Genomic DNA, 17,976 nt, shown 5'->3' on the forward strand with positions numbered 1-17,976 from the left:
CAATCAGCCCATGCAGCAGCAGCGTTCGCTGTATCTGCATGGGTACCTCTCAAATCATTGGGAAATCAGGTGGGAGCAAGGCTTGGTCGGGCCATCCATCTTTTCCATAAATGGCGTCCAAAATCACGTTGAGAAGCGAGGGTTTCTGTTGAAGCTCCTCTTTTACAGACCATTGAATTTCGCTTAATTCCTCCTCCGAAACTTGAAGAGCTGCGATCAACTCGCGATAAGCCAACCGTTCTTTTGGATTGATATCAGAATCATCGCCTGGGTTCCTTGACACACCAGCAACCAAACAAGCAACCCTGACCGCTGTGCACTGATCGGTGTGATTCGTGAGCAACTTGGCCAGCTCAGTCAAACTTTGTGGCTGATTAGGCCTGTAATCAGGGGTGGTTTCCTTGAGATAAAGGCGCTCAGGTAAGTCTTTGAGCAAACGCTCTTCCTCATCTGAAATGTTGCCATCACTCAACGCGATGGACCTCGCAATCTGCAGAAGAACTGTTTGTGTGTTGTTGTCGCTCACAACGATCGAACAAGAGCTTCTTCAATCATCGCTGACGTTCAAGACCAAGTCCCACGTTGGCGATGGAATCAATCAGTTCGCCGATCACCCTGGCTCTTGATGGATCATCGGCCCAATCTCCGAGGAGCCCCTGTCGAAGTCCCGCACTGGCGGGGGTGAGGTGATCTCCCTTCATGGCAACAAACTGGCTTTGGTCACCGGATCGCCTACTCAGCGCCTGCATCAAGTCCTGGCTTTGATCAAGCTGATCCGTCCCAAAGCGAATCACCAAATTGTGGGGCTGCAAGTAATAGCGTTCGATCAAGCGCAGTGTTTCCTCAGGACCAGGACTGAATTCCGTGACCACACCGAGGCTTGGCGCCAGGGTGCCAAGGAGGGGAATCGACCGTTCAGCGGTGAAATTGTTGAAACTCAATGCGGCCATCGCAAGACTGTTGCGTCCGCCGTCCGGGGCCAGCAAATGCAACTTGCAACCCAAGCTGTGACCAACGCGGACTGGAAGGAGATCTTGTCCTAAACGCTGATTTAAAGCAGAGCGACAGGTGCGCAGGGCTTGCCAACCTTCTCGCGCCTGCAGCTGATGGTCGAAACCTGGCACATAGCTCCAAGCGTGGACCGCGAACTGACGGGCAGCCAATCCTTCCAACAGACGCCGGTAACTGATCTGCGGGTTGGTGGCGAGGTAGCTTCCGCCAATGAATTCGATCAATCCTTGCGGTGAAGCAGGCCAGAGGCACCAGCAGCCCTGTTGTCGCTGCCAGCGGCTCATCCTTTTGACAGCTCCGTCACGATCCGCTCGGCTTCACGCACGTGCGCCGGGCCATCAAGCATGTTGTTGAAGAGATGGCGAATGGTGCCCTCTGCATCAATGACATAGGTCACCCGTCCTGGAAGCAGGCCAAGAACTTTTGGAACCCCGAAACTCGTGCGCAGGCGCTGCCCCTGATCACTAAGGAGAGGGAACGGCAACTGGTAGCGCTGAGCAAATTTTCGATGGCTCACAGCATCGTCGCTGCTCACACCCCAAACCACAGCACCGAGAGCCTCGAAAGTGGCGTAGGTATCGCGAAAAGCACAAGCTTCTGCCGTACAACCAGGGGTGTCGTCTTTGGGGTAGAAAAACAACACCAAGACCTTGTCTTGCAGCTCATCACGACGACGCAACACGCCGTCTTGATCTTCGAGGGCGATCTCAGGTGCCCGGTCTCCGATCGTGAGCGCCATGGAGGGAATCAAGAATTGGCAGCACCCTAGGAAGCACCTGGGCTAGGCGGGAGAATGGGTTGCAGAACGAGCGAGCTGGAGTGATGGAATCAGGCGCTGTTCCTGGTCAATTGAATCTTCTGGGTGAGTTCCAGGTTGAAGAGCCGAAGCCTCTGCCGGAGCAACCAAGGGAAGAGCGCGATGCCTCCGCTGCGCGCACCCTCTTGATCATTGATACGGAAACATCAGGCCTGGACCCTGAAGCCCATCACTGCCTTGAAATCGGGGCAATTTTGTTTGATGTGTCAAGCCGGCAGATCCTGGCCCAGATGTCTTGTCTGTTGCCCGTTGAATCCAATGCAGCTGAGGCCATCAATCGCATCCCCGCGGCAGTGACGCGTCTGCCACAACCCTGGGAACCAGGACTCCACTACTTCCAAGAATTACTGAAAGCTGCAGATCTTCTGGTGGCACACAACGCGGCCTTCGACCAACAGTGGTTTGGCAGGGGCCATCTTCCTGCAACAGATCTGCCGTGGCTCTGCAGCATGGAAGACATGCGATGGCCGAAAGAAAAGCAGCTCAGATCTCGCCCCTCCGTACGAGACCTGGCATTGGCCTACGAGATTCCGGTTTGGGCTGCCCATCGCGCTCTCAGCGATTGCATCTATCTGGCCGAAGTGTTCCGACGTTGCGATCAACTTGAACAACTGATTGAACGTGGACTCGAACCCCGTTCCTTAATGAAAGCTCAGGTCTCGTACGACGATCGCCAGCTCGCTCGAGATGCAGGCTTCCGCTGGAATGATCCGGTGAAAGGAGCCTGGACCAGGCGTCTCAGCGAACGTGAAGTAAACGAACTGCCATTTGCAGTGGTGCCACAAGACGAGATTTGACATTAACCACCCTGTTTTGTTTCAGCAATCCGAAGCCACATAGGGGATTTTTCACAGGACAGGTGGACGGCATCAGGCTGTCAGTACGGTTGTTCTCTACCTTCGGTCCAGCGTGCAGAGATCTATCAGTCACTGCGATTTCCGGACATGTGATCCCTTGCGGAGGCGATTGAGACGCTGGCAGCAGGTGCGCACCTGGGCTCGTCTGATCAGGGAAGCGGAATCCCTTTGGCACGTGGATGTTCGTGAATTAAGACGGCTTGGAGCGATTGAACTTTCACAATTGCTAGAGGAAGTACCTCCGATGCAGCGCATCCGAGTGAACCGTTGGCTCAATCGCTATTCCGTCGCAACGCGATTGATTTGCCCTCAAAACGATCAAACCGACAATCGCACGACACTCACAAATCAAGACCATCGCTACACATGATTCGATCGATTTGATTGTCTAACAAGGAAATCATTTGTCCTAGGCGAACATAGCTTTCGTTAAGGAATGGACTACGTCACTGGATTCCTCGTCAACGCGGTGAGTGCTTATTGCTCCTTTTCTGATTCAGCAGGACATAAACGATCAATCGGAATTAAAAATGTGCCGCGACGGAAGCGCACTGCGGCAATCTCGAGGGGATGAAGAGCCACCACCGCTCCTGATTCATCACTGCCAACGAGATCGGAAGGACGAAGCATCGGCATGGGATCTGCCGTTTTGAGATAGGGCATCGGGCTGATCAGTTGAACTTGGTCACCGATAGAAACGGTCATGACACCTGGGCAATCACCCTCTCCTACAGCAGGATGGTGGCAGTTGATCGTTGCCCGTGCGGGCTCTTGCCACCTGGAGCGGCGCAATCGCGGGACTGCTTCTCATTCTTGTGGGAGGTTTGATCCCGGCTGCCATCCTGCTGCCGGTTGCAGAACTCCCCCCCCGATTGCTGAGTTTGCCCAGCACCTGGCAAGTTCCAGCACTCCTGCTGTGCGCCCTTGTCTGCGGCCCACGATCAGGCGTGATCGCAGCGGTTGCTTACATCACTGTGGGACTGGTTGATCTTCCTGTCTTTCATGACGGTGGAGGTTTGGCCTACGTGCTCACTCCCGCCTTTGGTTATCTCGCTGGCTTTGTGCCAGCAGCCTGGCTCACCGGACGGCTCGCCCATCAAGCGGGAATGAACGACTTAGCAAGGCTCACTTTGGCGGGCATCGCCGGTGTGGTCACAATTCAGCTGTGCGGAATTCTTAATTTGTTGCTCGGAGCGGGGTTGGGCCGTTGGAATGATTCACTTCTTGATTTGTTGTTCAGCTACAGCATCGGCCCGTTGCTAGCCCAACTGGCTCTTTGCGTCGCAATCGCCTTGATTGCGCTTCCAATTCGTCGTCTGCTCTGGATCGAATGATCAGCCGCAGCAACCGACTGATCCGGCGTCGCACGATTGTGTTGATCAGCCTGTTGATCCTGCTGCTGGATCAAGCCTCGAAATATTGGGCTCGTTCCCAACTGCTACCGAATCTGTCGCAGCCATTCCTACCTGGATTGCTGCAGTTAAGGCTTGTGCGCAACACGGGCGCCGCCTTCAGCATGTTGAGTGATTCCACCGCCCTGCTCGGACTCCTCAGCATGCTTGTTTCGCTTGGCTTGCTGGGCTGGATCTGGCGATCCAAGCGACTCGACCTCTGGTTAGGACTGGCCCTGGCCTTCCTACTGGGCGGAACGCTTGGCAATGGCATCGACCGCTGGCAACTGGGCTATGTCACCGACTTCCTGGAGCTCGTGCCCTTCCGTTTTCCCATCTTCAACGGCGCAGACATCGCCATCAACCTCGCCGTCCTCTGCTTCGCCATCGACGCTCTCTCCCAACGCAATGGACAAGCGAAATCCTGACGGCCCCTCCTCAGCCCAACTGATCATTCATCAGCCAGGTCAAGCAGATCGAACCATTGCATTGCATGGCGATGGCTATCGGATTGGACGCGATGGTCCTCTGGAAGTCAGCATCGATCATCCGGCCGTCAGTCGCCAACACGCTTTGCTGCAACGCCAAGGCCGGCGGTGGATCCTTCAAGATTTGGACTCCACCAATGGCTTGTGGTGGAAGGGTCGCCGGGTGAAGCAGCTGGAACTTCGCGATGGAGACAACGTTCAGTTTGCGCCGGCCTTAGATGCAACGGCTCCCTTTCTGCACTTCGACGATGCAACAGGGCGACGACGCCATCGAATTGAACGCTGGTTGGGCCTGTGCTTATTGGGATGCCTTGGTGGTGGTGGTGCGCTGTTATTGCTGTCCAACCTCACCATGCCGATCCGCGGTCAATTGGCACGCGTGCGCGGTCCTGTCGCCATCTACGACGGCAATAACCAACCGCTGGCCTCGGTTGACTCCAGTCGTCATCGCGAGCTCAAGTCGGTGAATGCGTTTTCCCCCCAACTCGTTGACGCTCTGCTGAGCAGTGAAGACAACCGCTTCTGGTGGCATCCGGGGGTCGATCCCATTGGCACGCTGAGAGCCTTCAGCACCAATTTGATCGGCGGACAGGTGCTGGAGGGAGGCAGCAGTCTCACGCAGCAATTAGCGCGCAGCCTCTATCCCGATTACGTGGGGGATGGCGACACCCTGGCCAGGAAATGGAAAGAGCTGCTCGTGTCCTTGCAGTTGGAAAGTCGCTTCAGCAAAAGCCAGTTGCTGCTGAGCTACCTCAATCGCGTGTACTTAGGCGTTGGTTGGGGATTTGAAGATGCCTCACGCGTGTTTTTTGATCAATCAGCAACAGACCTGAATGTGCAGCAAGCAGCACTCTTAGTGGGTTTGTTGCCATCACCCAATGGCCATGATCCCTGTCAGTTTCCACAGCGCGCGCTCAAGGCTCGCAACCGGGTTATCAACAAAATGGCCGACGGCGGTCGCCTGTCCTTGGAGCAGGCACGACTGGCGCGTCGACAACCGATTCAATTGGCAAAACAGGCCTGCAGTCGAGAACAGGTCAGTCGTTCCGCACCCTTTTACACCGATCAAGTGCGCCGAGACCTCACAGAGCTCGTGGGCCCAGACGTGGCTGATGAAGGAAATTTCTTGATCGAAACCCACTTAGACCCTGTTCTGCAATCCGTGGTGGAACGCCAGCTGAGCGGTGTATTAGCCAACAATGCAACACATGGCGTTCAGGAGGGAGCCGCTGTTGTGCTGGACAGCCGCACAGGCGGGGTTCTCGCCATCGCGGGTGGTCGTGACTACGACTCGAGCCAGTTCAACCGTGCCTCGATGGCAATGCGCCAACCCGGCAGCACCTTCAAACTCATCACTTACCTAGCGGCCCTTGAGCAAGGACTAAAACCCAACGACACCTTGGATTGCAGCCCACTTCGCTGGGGAGGACAACGCTTTGACAGCTCCTGTTCAGGCCAACTGACCCTGGCTCGCGCCTTCGCCTCAAGCCACAACACTGCAGCGTTGCGCCTCGCCCAACGCGTAGGTCTGGACCAAGTGGTGAGCATGGCGAAACGTCTTGGAATCTCCACTCCCCTAGATCCTGTACCGGGGCTAGCTCTTGGACAGAGTGAAGTCCGCTTGATTGAGCTCACCAGTGCCTATGCCGCTGTGGCCAATGGCGGCATCTGGCAACCTCCCACCACCATCCGTCGTTTGCTCGATGCAGAAACCTGCCGCTTGGATCGCCCAAGTGGCTGCGGCAGCCTCACTGGAGATGGAGATACTGGAGATGGCAGTTCTGAACAAAGCAGTCAGCGCCAAACGTCTCGTCGTGTCCTGAAGGGACAGACAGCTCAGCACATGCAGGGCTTAATGCGAGCAGTCATTCGCAGCGGCACCGGCCGTTCAGCCTCGCTCGGTGGACAGGAAGGAGGAAAAACAGGAACCACCAACGATGGGCGTGACCTGCTGTTCATTGGCTACGAACCGAGTCGCCATTGGGTGCTGGGAATCTGGCTGGGCAACGATGACAACAGTCCTTCAGCCAGTTCCAGCGCCTTAGCAGCCTCGCTCTGGAGTCGCATCATGCGTGCTGCTGGACAGGGGGGTGTGGCGGGCCGATGAAGGGATCCAATCGCCTGATTTTGTTGGGTGCAGCGGGGCTGATCGTCCTGCTGGTGCTTGGGCTGGTGCTCCAAGCCATTCGCAACCTGCTCTGGGATCTCAGCTACATCCTTCCGCCCTGGCTTGTGGGTCCAGTGCTGCTCATCGGCACCATCCTGGTGATTGCCTTAGTCGTGCAGGTTGGCTGGCCGTTGTGGAAGGGATGGAAAAGCCGTCGCGGTGCCACAAAAGCCACCACGACAGCTCCTTCTCCACCGGGGTCGCGTCGTCAAGCGGCTGAACAAAGTCTGGAAAGCATTGATCGCCTTCTGGAACGTCTCCAAGACGATGTCGCCCGGAAAGCACTACATCTGGAGCGCGAGCGCGTCGCACGTGAATTGGCACGCGGAGATTTAGTGGTGGTGGTGTTTGGCACAGGCTCCAGTGGGAAAACATCCCTGATTCGTGCCCTCCTCCAAGACATCGTTGGGAGTGTTGGAGCTCCAATGGGCTCCACAACTGGCAGCCAAACCTATCGGCTGCGTCTCAACAAGCTGGAGCGCGGACTGCAATTGGTCGACACACCAGGAATCCTCGAAAGCGGACTGGATGGAAGAGATCGTGAACAAGAAGCCCGTGAACGCGCTAGCCGTGCTGACTTGATGCTGGTGGTGGTGGATGGTGATCTTCGTTCTGCTGAATGGGATGTAGTGCGCAGCCTTGCGGGCTTGGGCAAGCGCTTGATGTTGGTCTTGAACAAATGCGATTTACGAGGAGAGGAGGAGGAAAAGCGTCTACTGGCCTTGCTTCGCGGACGTTGCCAAGGCCTTCTCTCCGCTGAAGACGTGATCCCGACCAGTGCCTCTCCCCAATCTTTGCCAAGACCTGGCCAGAAACCTTGGCAACCTCCAGCTGAGGTAGCTGTGCTGCTCCAACGCATGGCCGTGGTGCTCCATGCCGACGGCGAAGAGCTTCTGGCCGACAACATTCTTCTGCAATGCAGAACACTGGGAGACAAGGGTCGATCGCTTCTCAACCGACAGCGTCAGACCGAAGCGCGACGAATCGTGGATCGTTACAGCTGGATTAGTGCAGGCGTTGTGGCAGCGACACCACTCCCGGGTATCGACTTGCTTGGCACCGCGGCGGTGAATGCCCAGATGGTGATGGAGGTCGCGAAGGTCTACAACGTGCAGTTGACCCGCGCCAAAGCTCAGGAGTTGGCCGTGTCGGTGGGTAGAACTCTGGCGGGCCTGGGCGTTGTCAAAGGCGGTGTCGCCTTGATCGGCACCGCACTCAGCGTGAATCTGCCCACCCTGCTACTCGGAAAAGCCGTTCAGGGTGTGGCTGCTGCGTGGTTAACCCGGATTGCAGGAGCCAGTTTCATCACCTATTTCCAACAAGATCAAGATTGGGGAGATGGTGGCGTGCAAGACGTAGTGCAACGTCACTACGACCTCAACCGACGCGATAGTGCCCTCAAACGCTTTCTCGACACCGCTCTCAGACAAGTGGTGGAACCACTGCGACAGACGGCAAAGAAGCGGTTACCACCCCAACCAGGGCCTCGGGCGGAGGAGGACGCATCGGGCCGCGGGCATCAAGAACCGTGATCAAAGCCAAATAGGCCACACCAATCAGTACGGACACAATGCCTGTGACGATCGCCACCCAACGGCCGCGTTGCTGTTTTGGGGCAGCCATTAGGGCAGAGCCTCCACGGATTGATTCAAGATTGATGCCAGTTGGTCCAGCAAACCGTGATCGGTGTGCGGGTTGCCAAGAACAGTCTTGAGGAAATGCCGTCCTTGATGAAGCGGCCTCGAAACCATGATTCCCCGGCTGAGCAAGAGCCGGCGTGTCTCGTTCGACCAGGCTTCGTGCTGCTGCGCCTGTCCGCGTTGGGGCCTACAGGCCAGCACATGCAAGGGACCGGTGAGAATCATCAACCTGTTGGGATCCAATTGCTGCTGGAAATACTCACGTCGAGCGATCGCGGCGGACAACACCTGTTCAATCCCTGATTCACCGAGCTGGCGCAAGCCAAGCCAAAGTTTGAGCACTTCCCCCGGCCGACTCCCCTGCAGACCCAGTTCTCCACCGTGATCGTTCTCTAGGGCTGGCTCCATGTAAGGGAGACCTGTGGAGAACGCTTCGGCCAGAACTCTGGCCTCGCGAACCAACAGGAGGGATGACGTCTTTGTGATACCAAGAACTTTCTGGGGATTCACTGTGACCGAATCAGCGCGTCCTATCCCATCGAGAAGATAGGTGGTGATGGGACTGAGAGCAAAAACCGCGCCGATCGCCCCATCCACATGCAGCCAAAGGTCCAAGCGGCTGCAGAGATCAGCCATTGCAGAAACGGGGTCGATCGCACCTCGCACCGTGGTGCCTGCGGTAGCAACCACTGCCATACAGGGACGTCCTTGCCTGGAAAGTGCTGAGAGTTCATCCTCCAGTTGCTGCAGATCGATGAGGCCTTGCTCATCCACCGGGATGGAACGAACTCCGTCGCTTTGAAGGCCCATCACGCGGGCTGCCTTACGCCAGGACACATGCGCATCAGCACTGACCACAACCACAGCATCTGGGTTGTGATCCAAGCCAGCTTGATGCCGGGCGGAAACCAAGGCGATCAAATTGCTCAGCGAGCCCCCGCTGGCGGCAACACCAGAAGCCCCGACAGGAAAGCCAATGCGCTCAGCAAACCAGGCACAAAGCTGGCGTTCGAGATGACTCAAACTGGGGGACAACTCCTCGGCCAGAAGGTTGTTATTCAGCCCAGCGCAAATCAAATCTGCAGCGATTGACGCACTTAGCGGCGGCGGATCGAGATGGGCCAGCGCGCCTGGATGGGAAGGCTGAAACGCACCATCCATCACCTGCTGAAGGTCATCCAGCAGTTGTCCCATGTCGCGACCATGAACCTGCGGTGCAGCATCGGGGAGGATCCGGAGCGCTGGCAGTGGACCCCGCTCACTGGCCGAAGCGATCCAACTGCATAGCCGCTCTGAAGCACCCTCCAAAAACTGAAGGAGTTGAGGGTCGAGCGCATCGGGTGAGGCAAACGCCGAAAGCGCCAACGGTTCAGGATTCCTTGAAGGTCCGACCAAGAAGACAAGATGGGGAGTGAACATTCTCCCCTGTGGTGGCACATCAAAGTGGTGGCACATCAAACGATGCGCTCAGCCAAGAGCCTGACGATGCAGTCTCCAATCGAACTGTCTCCGCAGAAGATGCAAGCCTGGATGGGGATTTTGATCGAACGCGCGCGTCGTTTCGGCGAACGAGGAGAAGTTCCCGTTAGTGCCGTTGTGTTGGATCACCATGGTCGCTGCATTGGCCATGGCATCAACCAGAGAGAGCTGCATCACGATCCCCTTGGTCATGCTGAGTTGATGGCCGTTCGTCAGGCCTGCCGTCTGCGTGGTGACTGGCGCCTCAATGACTGCACTCTTTTGGTGACCTTGGAACCCTGTCCCATGTGCGCTGGCGCCTTGGTTCAAGCGAGAGTCGGCCAGGTCATTTTTGCCGCGACTGACCCGAAGCGGGGAGCGATGGGAAGCACGATCAACTTGGCCACCCACATCAGTGCACACCACCGAATGACCGTGATCGGTGGTGTGCTGGGTGAGGAGGCGAAAGAGATGCTGTCGAGCTGGTTTAAGCAGCGACGGCGACGTTCTGACGGAACTGGGGCAGCTCCGTTTCAAACAGGTTCAACAACCTGCTGACGTTCTGTGGGTTTGAGTTGTAACCCATCAGTCCAATTCGCCATATTTTTCCGGCAAGAACGCCAAGACCACCACCCACTTCGATGCCGTGGTTGTTGAGCAGGTGCTGAGTGAAGGCCTTTCCATCCACATCATCAGGAATACGAACAGTGGTGAGGGTGGGCAATCGAAGCTCCTCGGGTACATGCATTTCAAGACCCATTGATTCCAGACCAGACCACAGCGCTTCAGCGTTGCTGCGGTGACGCGCCCAAGCCATATCCAATCCTTCTTCTGCCAGCAGCCTGAGCGCTTCACGCATGCCGAAATTCATGTTGACCGGTGCTGTGTGGTGATACACACGGTCACTGCCCCAGTACTGATTGAGAAGGGAAACGTCGAGATACCAATTGGGCACTTTGTCTTGACGCGCTGCAAGCTTGGCTTCAGCTCTGGGGCCCATGGTGAATGGACCAAGACCTGGAGGGCAGCTCAATCCTTTCTGACTACAGCTGTAGGCCAGATCAACTTTCCATTCATCGAGATAGAGGGGAACGCCTCCAAGAGAGGTGACGGTGTCGAGCAACAGCAAACAATCGTGCTTGCGGCAGAGATCTCCAATCCCTTCCATCGGTTGACACACGCCGGTGGACGTTTCGGCATGCACCATCGCCAGGATGGTGGGCTTGTGCTCAATCAGTGCCGTTTCGAGCTCATCCTTCGTAAAGGCTTCACCCCAGGGCTTTTCGATCACCTTCACATTGGCGCGGTAGCGACCGGCCATGTCGACAAGTCGATTACCGAAATAACCCTTCACAGCAACGAGAACGGTGTCGCCGGGTTCCACCGTGTTGGCAAGCGTTGCTTCCATGGCTGCGCTGCCCGTGCCGCTCATTGGCAAGGTCAAGCGATTGTCGGTCTGCCAGGCATAACGAAGAAGCTCCTGCACTTCGCCCATCAGCTCCACATAAAGCGGATCGAGATGACCAATCGGAGTTCGAGACAAAGCTTTGAGCACCGTTGGATCGGCATTCGAAGGCCCTGGACCAAGCAGCAAACGATCGGGGGTGCTGATCGGGGCAATAGCCCTTCGATGGGACGAATCAACCAACAGGGGGGAGTGCGTCGTCGCCAAAGCCAGGATCACCAATCAATGGGCAGCAGCCTACGCATAGACAGGCCTAAAAAGGGAGCAAAAAGGTTGCTTGCAACGCCTCTTGTAATGAGGTCAATCATTGATCGCTCAGCGCTGGCTGATGTCGTTTGCGGAAAGACCTGAGGCAAGATGATCGAAGGGCTTGCGAAGCGTCTGGCACTCGCTGGGACTTGATCCTTCAGCCACCATGCGTTCGCAGAGAACATCTGCCAAAAGGATCATGCTGCGAACCGTGGGTCCAGTTGGAACACCCAGGCTCTTGTAGGTGTCGTCCAAACCGTTCAGCACCCGTTCATTGAGGATCGTGCTGTCGTCGGCAATCAGGGCATAGCTGGCGTAACGAAGGAAGTAATCCATATCGCGCAAACAAGCCGCAAGCCGGCGGGTGGTGTAGGCATTGCCACCAGGCAGAAGCAACTCAGGGTCGCCTACAAAAAGCCTTTGACTCGCTTCTCGTACCAGCTCAGCCGCTTCGCGATTAATCAACTCAACGGCCTTAAGTCGCAACTCGGCTTGGCCGAAATATCCCTCAATACGATCGATCGCTGATCGATCGAAATAGCGACCCAATTGGTCGTAACGGCCGATCAACCCGGTGATGGCATCACGCATGATGGTGGGACGCTAGGGATCACTGGCTGGAAGGTAACACCACAAAGGTGACCAGAACGCTCTCATCACCTGGGATCCAAGGAATTTGACAGAAACGGTTACCTAGCGCAGCTCCAAGCCTCGCCAAGAGGCCTCCACTAGCAAAAAAGTGCGCGTTGATACAAAAGGGTGTCAGATCGATGCCTACGGTTAGAAAAGATACTTACGGCTGAAGCCTCAACCATGGCTAAAACTGCTCAGGACGTACTTCGCCAGATCAAGGACGAAGGAATCGAGCTGATCGACCTCAAATTCAGCGATCTGCACGGCAAGTGGCAACACCTCACCGTGTGTTCAGACATGGTCGATGAGGATGCCTTCAAGGAAGGTTTGGCCTTTGACGGATCCTCCATACGCGGCTGGAAAGCGATCAACGCGTCTGACATGTCCATGGTTCCAGACCCCGCCACAGCCTGGGTCGACCCTTTTTATCGCCATAAAACCCTCAGCCTGATCTGCTCGATCCAGGACCCAAGAACAGGGGACCCCTATGAGCGCTGCCCCCGTGCGTTGGCGCAGAAAGCTTTGGCTTATCTCTCCAATACAGGTCTGGCCGATAAAGCATTCTTTGGTCCCGAGCCTGAATTTTTTCTCTTCGATGACGTTCGCTACAACTCGAGCGAAGGCGGCTGTTTCTACAGCGTTGACACCATTGAGGCTGGGTGGAACTCCGGGAGGATGGAAGAAGGCGGAAACCTTGCTTACAAAATTCAGCTAAAGGAAGGTTATTTCCCTGTCGCACCAAACGACACAGCGCAAGATATTCGCTCCGAGATGTTATTGATGATGGCCCAATTGGGGATCCCCATTGAGAAGCATCACCATGAAGTGGCTGGTGCTGGCCAACACGAATTAGGAATGAAGTTCGACGAACTCATTCAAGCTGCCGACAACGTAATGACCTACAAATACGTTGTTCGCAACGTTGCAAAAAAGTACGGCAAAACAGCAACTTTCATGCCGAAGCCTGTCTTTAATGACAACGGCACTGGCATGCACGTGCACCAAAGCCTTTGGAAGGGCGATCAACCCTTGTTCTTCGGGGAAGGAACCTACGCCAACTTGTCTCAGACAGCCCGCTGGTACATCGGCGGAATTTTGAAGCATGCGCCGAGCTTCCTAGCCTTCACCAACCCCACCACAAACAGCTACAAGCGACTTGTTCCTGGATTCGAAGCACCTGTGAATTTGGTGTACTCCGAAGGCAACCGATCTGCTGCAGTTCGGATCCCCCTCACCGGCCCCAGTCCAAAAGCCAAGCGCTTGGAATTCCGTTCCGGTGATGCTTTAGCGAATCCCTATTTGGCCTTTGCCGCCATGATGATGGCTGGGATCGATGGCATCAAAAACCAAATTGATCCTGGCGATGGCTTCGATGGTGACCTCTTCGAGCTGCCAGCCGATCAGCTCAAGGACATAGCCACCGTTCCAGCATCACTGAACGGAGCTTTGGAAGCTTTGAATGCTGATCACCACTACTTAATGGAAGGCGGAGTGTTCACGAAAGACTTCATCGACAACTGGATCAACCTCAAGTACGAAGAGGTGCAGCAGTTGCGTCAGCGACCCCATCCCCACGAATTCACCATGTACTACGACGCTTGATCAAAAGCGGCCTGACAGCACTCAGGCCTTAATCAGGCCCCCAAATGATCCCCGTCATGGGGATCATTTTTTATGGGAAAAGACGGGTGACACAAGTTAGATCTGCCGCGAAACCATCGCTGGCGTGATGCACGACGCAGCGAATTTGTTGTGCACAACTGTTCAGCAGCAGAGATTCCCACTCGTCATTGCGGCAGACCACTCCACTGCTGCCTCAACAATTGCAGGAATCCGCCCTGCCCATCCTCAGTCGCGGCTTGGGGTGATCTGGAATGATTCCCACGCTGATAATCATGCCCCCTTCACGACTCCTCGGGGAACATGCATGGGGACAACTTTTCAGAGGCGAGGAGGTCTCTGGGCAAATGAGGCCATTCTCCTGCTATTCAGGCTTCTCTCAGATCCACGCGTTTGTTGCTGGGAAATTTGTGAAATCAATCCCTACCGTGATGAGCTAACTACCATTGCCGAGCTGTCTTTGGGCATCTTCCAGGCTGGGCTGGAGGTTCTCGGGGAACGGTTCAGCTCGACATCTTCATCCCATGCAAGCTGATGCACCCTCTAGTTATGAGCTGCTGCAAGCTCTACTGCCTCCGCCGCCACCACCGGTAGAACGAAAAGGATTGTTTGCTGAACAGCATTTCCCGACAGGCTCCTGGGGAAGCGGGCTACGCAGCTTTTCCCAAGTGATCTTTATCAACCATCCACTCAGTGGTGCGCTGCTGCTGCTGGCCTTTCTGATCCAATCGCCTTGGATGGCTCTTTTGGCTGCCTTGGGAATGGCTGCAGCAAACTCCGTTTCCAAGCTGCTGAATCTTGGCCAAAGCCTGCGCGATCAGGGAATCCACGGCTTCAACGGTGCACTTGTGGGATGTGCCGCGGCAGTTTTATCAGACTCCAGCTCAGTGGAAGATGCTGGGCTGATCGCGGTGTTGGTGGCGTTCGGAGGCGGACTCACAACGCTGATTCTCGAACTTTGGCGTCGCCGCTTTCATCGCCGCGGAGACCCGCCGGCGCTCACCCTGCCGTTCTGTCTCATCACCTGGGGACTTGTGGCATTGGTCAGCCCTCGCATACCAGACACAATCGAGACGGTGAAAGCGGCTGCTTCCCCTACTGCAGTTCAGGTGTTGGCTGTCGGACTTCCCCACAGCTTCGGACAAGTCTTTCTCTGCTCCGATCTTGTCAGCGGATGGCTCATACTCCTGGCGGTTGCTATCGCTAGCCCCATCGCCGCCGCGCTGGGAGCGTGTGGTGCCCTGATGGGGATGATGACCGCCTTAGCAAGCGGTACCGACACCGCTGCTGTGGCACAAGGTTTATGGGGTTACAACGGCGTTTTGGTTGCGATCGCCCTCGGTGGGATCTTCCACGTGCCCGGACGCAGAACCCTTGTCTTAGCTCTCATGGGAGCCGGGCTTGCAAGCCTGCTACAGGCGCTACAGGGGAGGTTGATGGGCAACCTTCCAGTTCTCACTCTGAGCTTCGTGCTCACAACTTGGATGATGCAGCGTCTGGCTGGAAGAACACTGCCGGCACTGATTCCTGTTGCCGTGCATGCAGTCGTCACCCCTGAGGAACACCGCAAACGGTTTCTCGTGGCGAGTGAACTGTTAGGAAGCTTCCGCCGCAACTTGAAACAGAGGGTGGACGGCATGGCCCCCAACGCTGAGGGGGAACAGCCTCAAACCGATCTGAACAGCCAGATCCAACATCTTTTCGATCAGCTCGACCAAAATCGTGATGGCCATCTCAGCCTTGACGAGCTTCGCAATGCGCTGCTGTCAGGCGGTGTGAACCATAAAACCCATCTGCGACGAACGTCATCCCTGAACAATCAAGTGTTGGCAACGATGAGATCAATGGATCTCAATGGTGATGGCCATATCGACTCCGCTGAATTCAGCCAGTTCATCCAACGCTTGCAACGACTCCGAGAGGGAGAGGAGCGGTTGCTGCTGTACTTAATGCCCGTCGATGCCAATGGCAACGATCGTCTCGATCAAGAGGAATTAACGCGACTCCTGCAAAGCATCGGCCAACCGCCGCTCACCGCCGGGGAACAAGCGTTGGTGTTCCCAAACCAGCAGCAAAGTCTTAGCTGGCACAATTTCGTGGATCGCTTGTTGTTGAGCTAAGCAATGGTGAGGATAAAAACGAATCAACAAAAATCCCTATAGCAACCTAGTCATTAACTGAATTTTAAATGAGAACGTCCACCAATAAATAGTTCGCTTGCTGTTTAGATAGTCTCAGACATCAACTTGACTTGGGTTATTGTGAATCCAATAAAACAATAGCAAAGTCTATAAGGACATCCTCCATTCAACAGCCAATGAAACCCCTGGTCCCAATCTCCGCTACTTCACTGTTCTTGTTCACAGCACTCTGCTGGGCTCCTCCATCCGCACAAGCACAATGGCAAGGCGTCAATGAAAAAAAATGGGCCGAATCCATCCAATCTGATATTCGCAACGGGGCTTCAGCAGAAACGATATGTACTAATTCTTCAAGTTCTGCAGAGACTTCGAACGAAGTAGCCTTCAAAGACTGGGCATATTCAATAGCCCAAAAATACTGTAAAGAGGGATTTGAGAAAACAGAAGCAGCTGCTCCCATTGCCAATAAAGAGGAAAAATGCCGTCTCGACAGTTCCGACATCTACAAAATCAGCATTGGGGAGAAGGTTCACAAGCACGACAAAGGATGTTGGTCATCATTCAATTGAAAAGCTCAAACAATGCACAATCCGCCGCATAGAATGATCCCAATAGATCATCATTATTCTTATCTGACTTAAACAAACCTCACCACTGGCTTGTTTGCTTCTCGTTAATGTGAACCACCTGGCGAATCTGATGACGATTCCATTTGGCGACTACCAACCATCTGATGCACCCTCATCTCAGCTGTTCACCCCTCGCCTACGGAAATGGCTTGACGAGCGCTTGAGACACCTGGTGAGCCAACAAAGAATTCAAGATGCAAGGGCCTTGCGGGGTGAGTTTTCGATTGAAGAGCTCTCCACACGCTGACTTCATTCGCTCGGTTGCTTCGGCTTGAAAGGCATGCACCTTGCAGGCTGACTAGCAGGCTCAACAAAGGCCCCTGAAATTTTGAGATCCAGTCAAGCTTTAAACATTCCTCCGCCTTGAAGCCGATCCATTCACGCCCGCTGGCATGAACATAATGTCCCAATACCTAGTGCTATACCTACTAACGGATAAGCAATGAACCGATGTCAGAAGAGCAATTAAACGCCTTCATAGAAAAGGTCCAATCCAACGCCATTCTTCAAGGCCAGCTCAAAGCTGCCGCAGACGTCGAAGCGGTCGCTGCTATTGCAGCCGAGAACGGATTTCAGCTCAAGCCAGATAACGCTTTACGGATGCTGATGTGGGAGTTTCAAGAAGCAGAATTAGAAGGTGGAGATTGAAAGCCAATGCCTTCAACCCAATCGCCTCCTTCAGGCCTGCTCAGCTCCATCTTGATCAATCATTAATTGCGTGAGTTAAAAGCAATTAATTCTTTTAGAGGTTCTATGAGGACACAAAGTCCCTTTTTCAGGAGACTGCATCTTTGATAGAAAAAAAAGAATTGAGCAGCAGTTGAACAGCATTCACCAAGTTGTTTTTTCAAACAACAAATTCAGCGAAATGCGTAATTGAATCGCTGCTTTAAGTGGCATTCTCTCAACTAACGAGCCATCATCCAAACCTCATGGAATGAATTGGCTCGGTCAATGCCTGTTCCTGGTGTTCAGCATTGATTCGCTGCGAAGACGATCAACTGATGTTTTTCGCACGTCCACGACAACACACAGGAGCAGGCATTTATCCTATGGACTCAGCCATGGCGCAGATGGGCCATGGCGCTGTCGTGTAGATGCCTTTCGTGAGCATGGCGATCCGCCCAAACGCGCTGTTGAGCCAGAGCGTTGTTGGAATCAAGAAGGTCTGGATGTCCCTCGAGCTGAATATGGCTGGATTCGCTCAGTCTTTGCTCATGGGCGTGATGGTCGGCCCAGGCAAGAAACTCAGCAGCTGACTTTTGGCGACGTTCCAGCACATTGCCGCTGTAGTCAATCGGAAGAGAACGAAGAACGACTGTCATGGGATGAGGCCTCGTTTCGATGCAAACATTCTGTATCGGTTGATACGGAATTTGCGCCAGCTTCACAATTCTTGCCCATTTGGCC

21 protein-coding genes are annotated in these 17,976 nt (G+C 54.9%); 13 read left to right on the plus strand and 8 right to left on the minus strand.

Annotation, left to right across the window (positions count from 1 at the left end; genetic code table 11):
- Positions 1–49: 49 nt before the first annotated feature.
- From SYNC_RS07245 to SYNC_RS07255, 3 genes are read right to left on the minus strand one after another with little or no spacing between them, the layout of a single operon-like run.
- Positions 50–526, minus strand: coding sequence for a TerB family tellurite resistance protein (locus tag SYNC_RS07245; protein ID WP_011619476.1), 477 nt, complete (start codon positions 524–526; stop codon positions 50–52).
- 25 nt (positions 527–551) lie between these two features.
- Positions 552–1,295: a DUF1350 family protein gene (locus tag SYNC_RS07250; RefSeq protein WP_011619477.1), complete on the minus strand. Its 744-nt coding sequence runs from the start codon at positions 1,293–1,295 to the stop codon at positions 552–554.
- Positions 1,292–1,750, minus strand: a complete 459-nt coding sequence (locus SYNC_RS07255) for a peroxiredoxin (RefSeq protein WP_011619478.1) — start codon at positions 1,748–1,750, stop codon at positions 1,292–1,294. The genes SYNC_RS07250 and SYNC_RS07255 overlap by 4 nt, the downstream gene beginning before the upstream one ends.
- Before the next feature lie 83 nt (positions 1,751–1,833).
- Here SYNC_RS07255 and SYNC_RS07260 point away from each other — a divergent pair, with 83 nt between their 5' ends.
- Complete coding sequence (locus SYNC_RS07260; RefSeq protein ID WP_011619479.1) at positions 1,834–2,625, plus strand: 3'-5' exonuclease; 792 nt, start codon at positions 1,834–1,836, stop codon at positions 2,623–2,625.
- Positions 2,626–2,737: 112 nt separating this feature from the next.
- Entirely contained in the window at positions 2,738–3,055 is a 318-nt protein-coding gene (locus tag SYNC_RS07265; RefSeq protein WP_011619480.1) for a hypothetical protein, read from the plus strand.
- A gap of 107 nt (positions 3,056–3,162) precedes the next feature.
- Here SYNC_RS07265 and SYNC_RS07270 read toward each other — a convergent pair whose 3' ends face one another.
- Positions 3,163–3,390: an NAD(P)H dehydrogenase assembly family protein gene (locus SYNC_RS07270; RefSeq protein WP_011619481.1), complete on the minus strand. Its 228-nt coding sequence runs from the start codon at positions 3,388–3,390 to the stop codon at positions 3,163–3,165.
- A gap of 56 nt (positions 3,391–3,446) precedes the next feature.
- Here SYNC_RS07270 and SYNC_RS07275 point away from each other — a divergent pair, with 56 nt between their 5' ends.
- Genes SYNC_RS07275 through SYNC_RS07290 form a run of 4 tightly spaced genes read left to right on the plus strand, consistent with a single transcriptional unit; the run spans position 3,447 to position 8,263 of the window.
- Entirely contained in the window at positions 3,447–4,019 is a 573-nt protein-coding gene (locus tag SYNC_RS07275) for a biotin transporter BioY (RefSeq protein WP_011619482.1), read from the plus strand.
- The gene (lspA, locus tag SYNC_RS07280; protein WP_011619483.1) at positions 4,016–4,504 is read left to right on the plus strand and encodes a signal peptidase II; all 489 of its coding nucleotides are present in this window, start codon (positions 4,016–4,018) and stop codon (positions 4,502–4,504) included. Before SYNC_RS07275 ends, lspA begins: the two co-directional genes overlap by 4 nt.
- A complete protein-coding gene (locus tag SYNC_RS07285; protein WP_011619484.1) occupies positions 4,485–6,671 on the plus strand; it encodes a transglycosylase domain-containing protein in 2,187 nt (728 codons plus the stop codon). Before lspA ends, SYNC_RS07285 begins: the two co-directional genes overlap by 20 nt.
- Complete coding sequence (locus SYNC_RS07290) at positions 6,668–8,263, plus strand: YcjF family protein (protein WP_011619485.1); 1,596 nt, start codon at positions 6,668–6,670, stop codon at positions 8,261–8,263. The genes SYNC_RS07285 and SYNC_RS07290 overlap by 4 nt, the downstream gene beginning before the upstream one ends.
- 90 nt (positions 8,264–8,353) lie before the next feature.
- Here SYNC_RS07290 and SYNC_RS07295 read toward each other — a convergent pair whose 3' ends face one another.
- Positions 8,354–9,790, minus strand: coding sequence for an aminotransferase class V-fold PLP-dependent enzyme (locus SYNC_RS07295; protein ID WP_011619486.1), 1,437 nt, complete (start codon positions 9,788–9,790; stop codon positions 8,354–8,356).
- A gap of 42 nt (positions 9,791–9,832) precedes the next feature.
- Between SYNC_RS07295 and SYNC_RS07300 the strand changes: the two genes are divergently transcribed.
- Positions 9,833–10,387: a nucleoside deaminase gene (locus SYNC_RS07300; protein WP_237699184.1), complete on the plus strand. Its 555-nt coding sequence runs from the start codon at positions 9,833–9,835 to the stop codon at positions 10,385–10,387.
- Here SYNC_RS07300 and SYNC_RS07305 read toward each other — a convergent pair.
- A complete protein-coding gene (locus SYNC_RS07305) occupies positions 10,317–11,501 on the minus strand; it encodes an alanine--glyoxylate aminotransferase family protein (RefSeq protein ID WP_041427009.1) in 1,185 nt (394 codons plus the stop codon). The genes SYNC_RS07300 and SYNC_RS07305 overlap by 71 nt on opposite strands.
- 108 nt (positions 11,502–11,609) lie before the next feature.
- Positions 11,610–12,134, minus strand: coding sequence for an allophycocyanin subunit beta-18 (locus SYNC_RS07310; RefSeq protein ID WP_011619489.1), 525 nt, complete (start codon positions 12,132–12,134; stop codon positions 11,610–11,612).
- Positions 12,135–12,356: 222 nt separating this feature from the next.
- Here SYNC_RS07310 and glnA point away from each other — a divergent pair, with 222 nt between their 5' ends.
- The 6 genes from glnA (at position 12,357) to SYNC_RS07340 (ending at position 17,214) form a co-directional block, all read left to right on the plus strand.
- A complete protein-coding gene (gene glnA, locus SYNC_RS07315) occupies positions 12,357–13,778 on the plus strand; it encodes a type I glutamate--ammonia ligase (RefSeq protein ID WP_011619491.1) in 1,422 nt (473 codons plus the stop codon).
- A 127-nt stretch (positions 13,779–13,905) separates the two neighbouring features.
- On the plus strand, positions 13,906–14,331 hold the full coding sequence (locus tag SYNC_RS07320; RefSeq protein WP_041426564.1) for an arginase family protein: 426 nt from the start codon (positions 13,906–13,908) through the stop codon (positions 14,329–14,331).
- Positions 14,321–15,916 carry an urea transporter gene (locus SYNC_RS07325; protein WP_011619493.1) on the plus strand — a complete coding sequence of 532 codons (1,596 nt, stop codon included), beginning with the start codon at positions 14,321–14,323 and terminating at the stop codon, positions 15,914–15,916. The genes SYNC_RS07320 and SYNC_RS07325 overlap by 11 nt, the downstream gene beginning before the upstream one ends.
- A gap of 197 nt (positions 15,917–16,113) precedes the next feature.
- Positions 16,114–16,506, plus strand: a complete 393-nt coding sequence (locus SYNC_RS07330) for a hypothetical protein (protein ID WP_041426565.1) — start codon at positions 16,114–16,116, stop codon at positions 16,504–16,506.
- Between the two features lie 130 nt (positions 16,507–16,636).
- Positions 16,637–16,813 carry a hypothetical protein gene (locus SYNC_RS14695; protein ID WP_167897205.1) on the plus strand — a complete coding sequence of 59 codons (177 nt, stop codon included), beginning with the start codon at positions 16,637–16,639 and terminating at the stop codon, positions 16,811–16,813.
- A gap of 203 nt (positions 16,814–17,016) precedes the next feature.
- A complete protein-coding gene (locus SYNC_RS07340) occupies positions 17,017–17,214 on the plus strand; it encodes a Nif11-like leader peptide family RiPP precursor (protein WP_011619496.1) in 198 nt (65 codons plus the stop codon).
- 410 nt (positions 17,215–17,624) lie between these two features.
- Here the strand turns inward: SYNC_RS07340 and SYNC_RS07345 are convergent, their stop codons facing one another.
- A complete protein-coding gene (locus SYNC_RS07345; protein WP_041426566.1) occupies positions 17,625–17,891 on the minus strand; it encodes a hypothetical protein in 267 nt (88 codons plus the stop codon).
- Between the last annotated feature and the right edge of the window lie 85 nt (positions 17,892–17,976).

The sequence above is a fragment of the Synechococcus sp. CC9311 genome (genome assembly GCF_000014585.1).
Taxonomy (GTDB): Bacteria; Cyanobacteriota; Cyanobacteriia; order PCC-6307; family Cyanobiaceae; genus Synechococcus_C.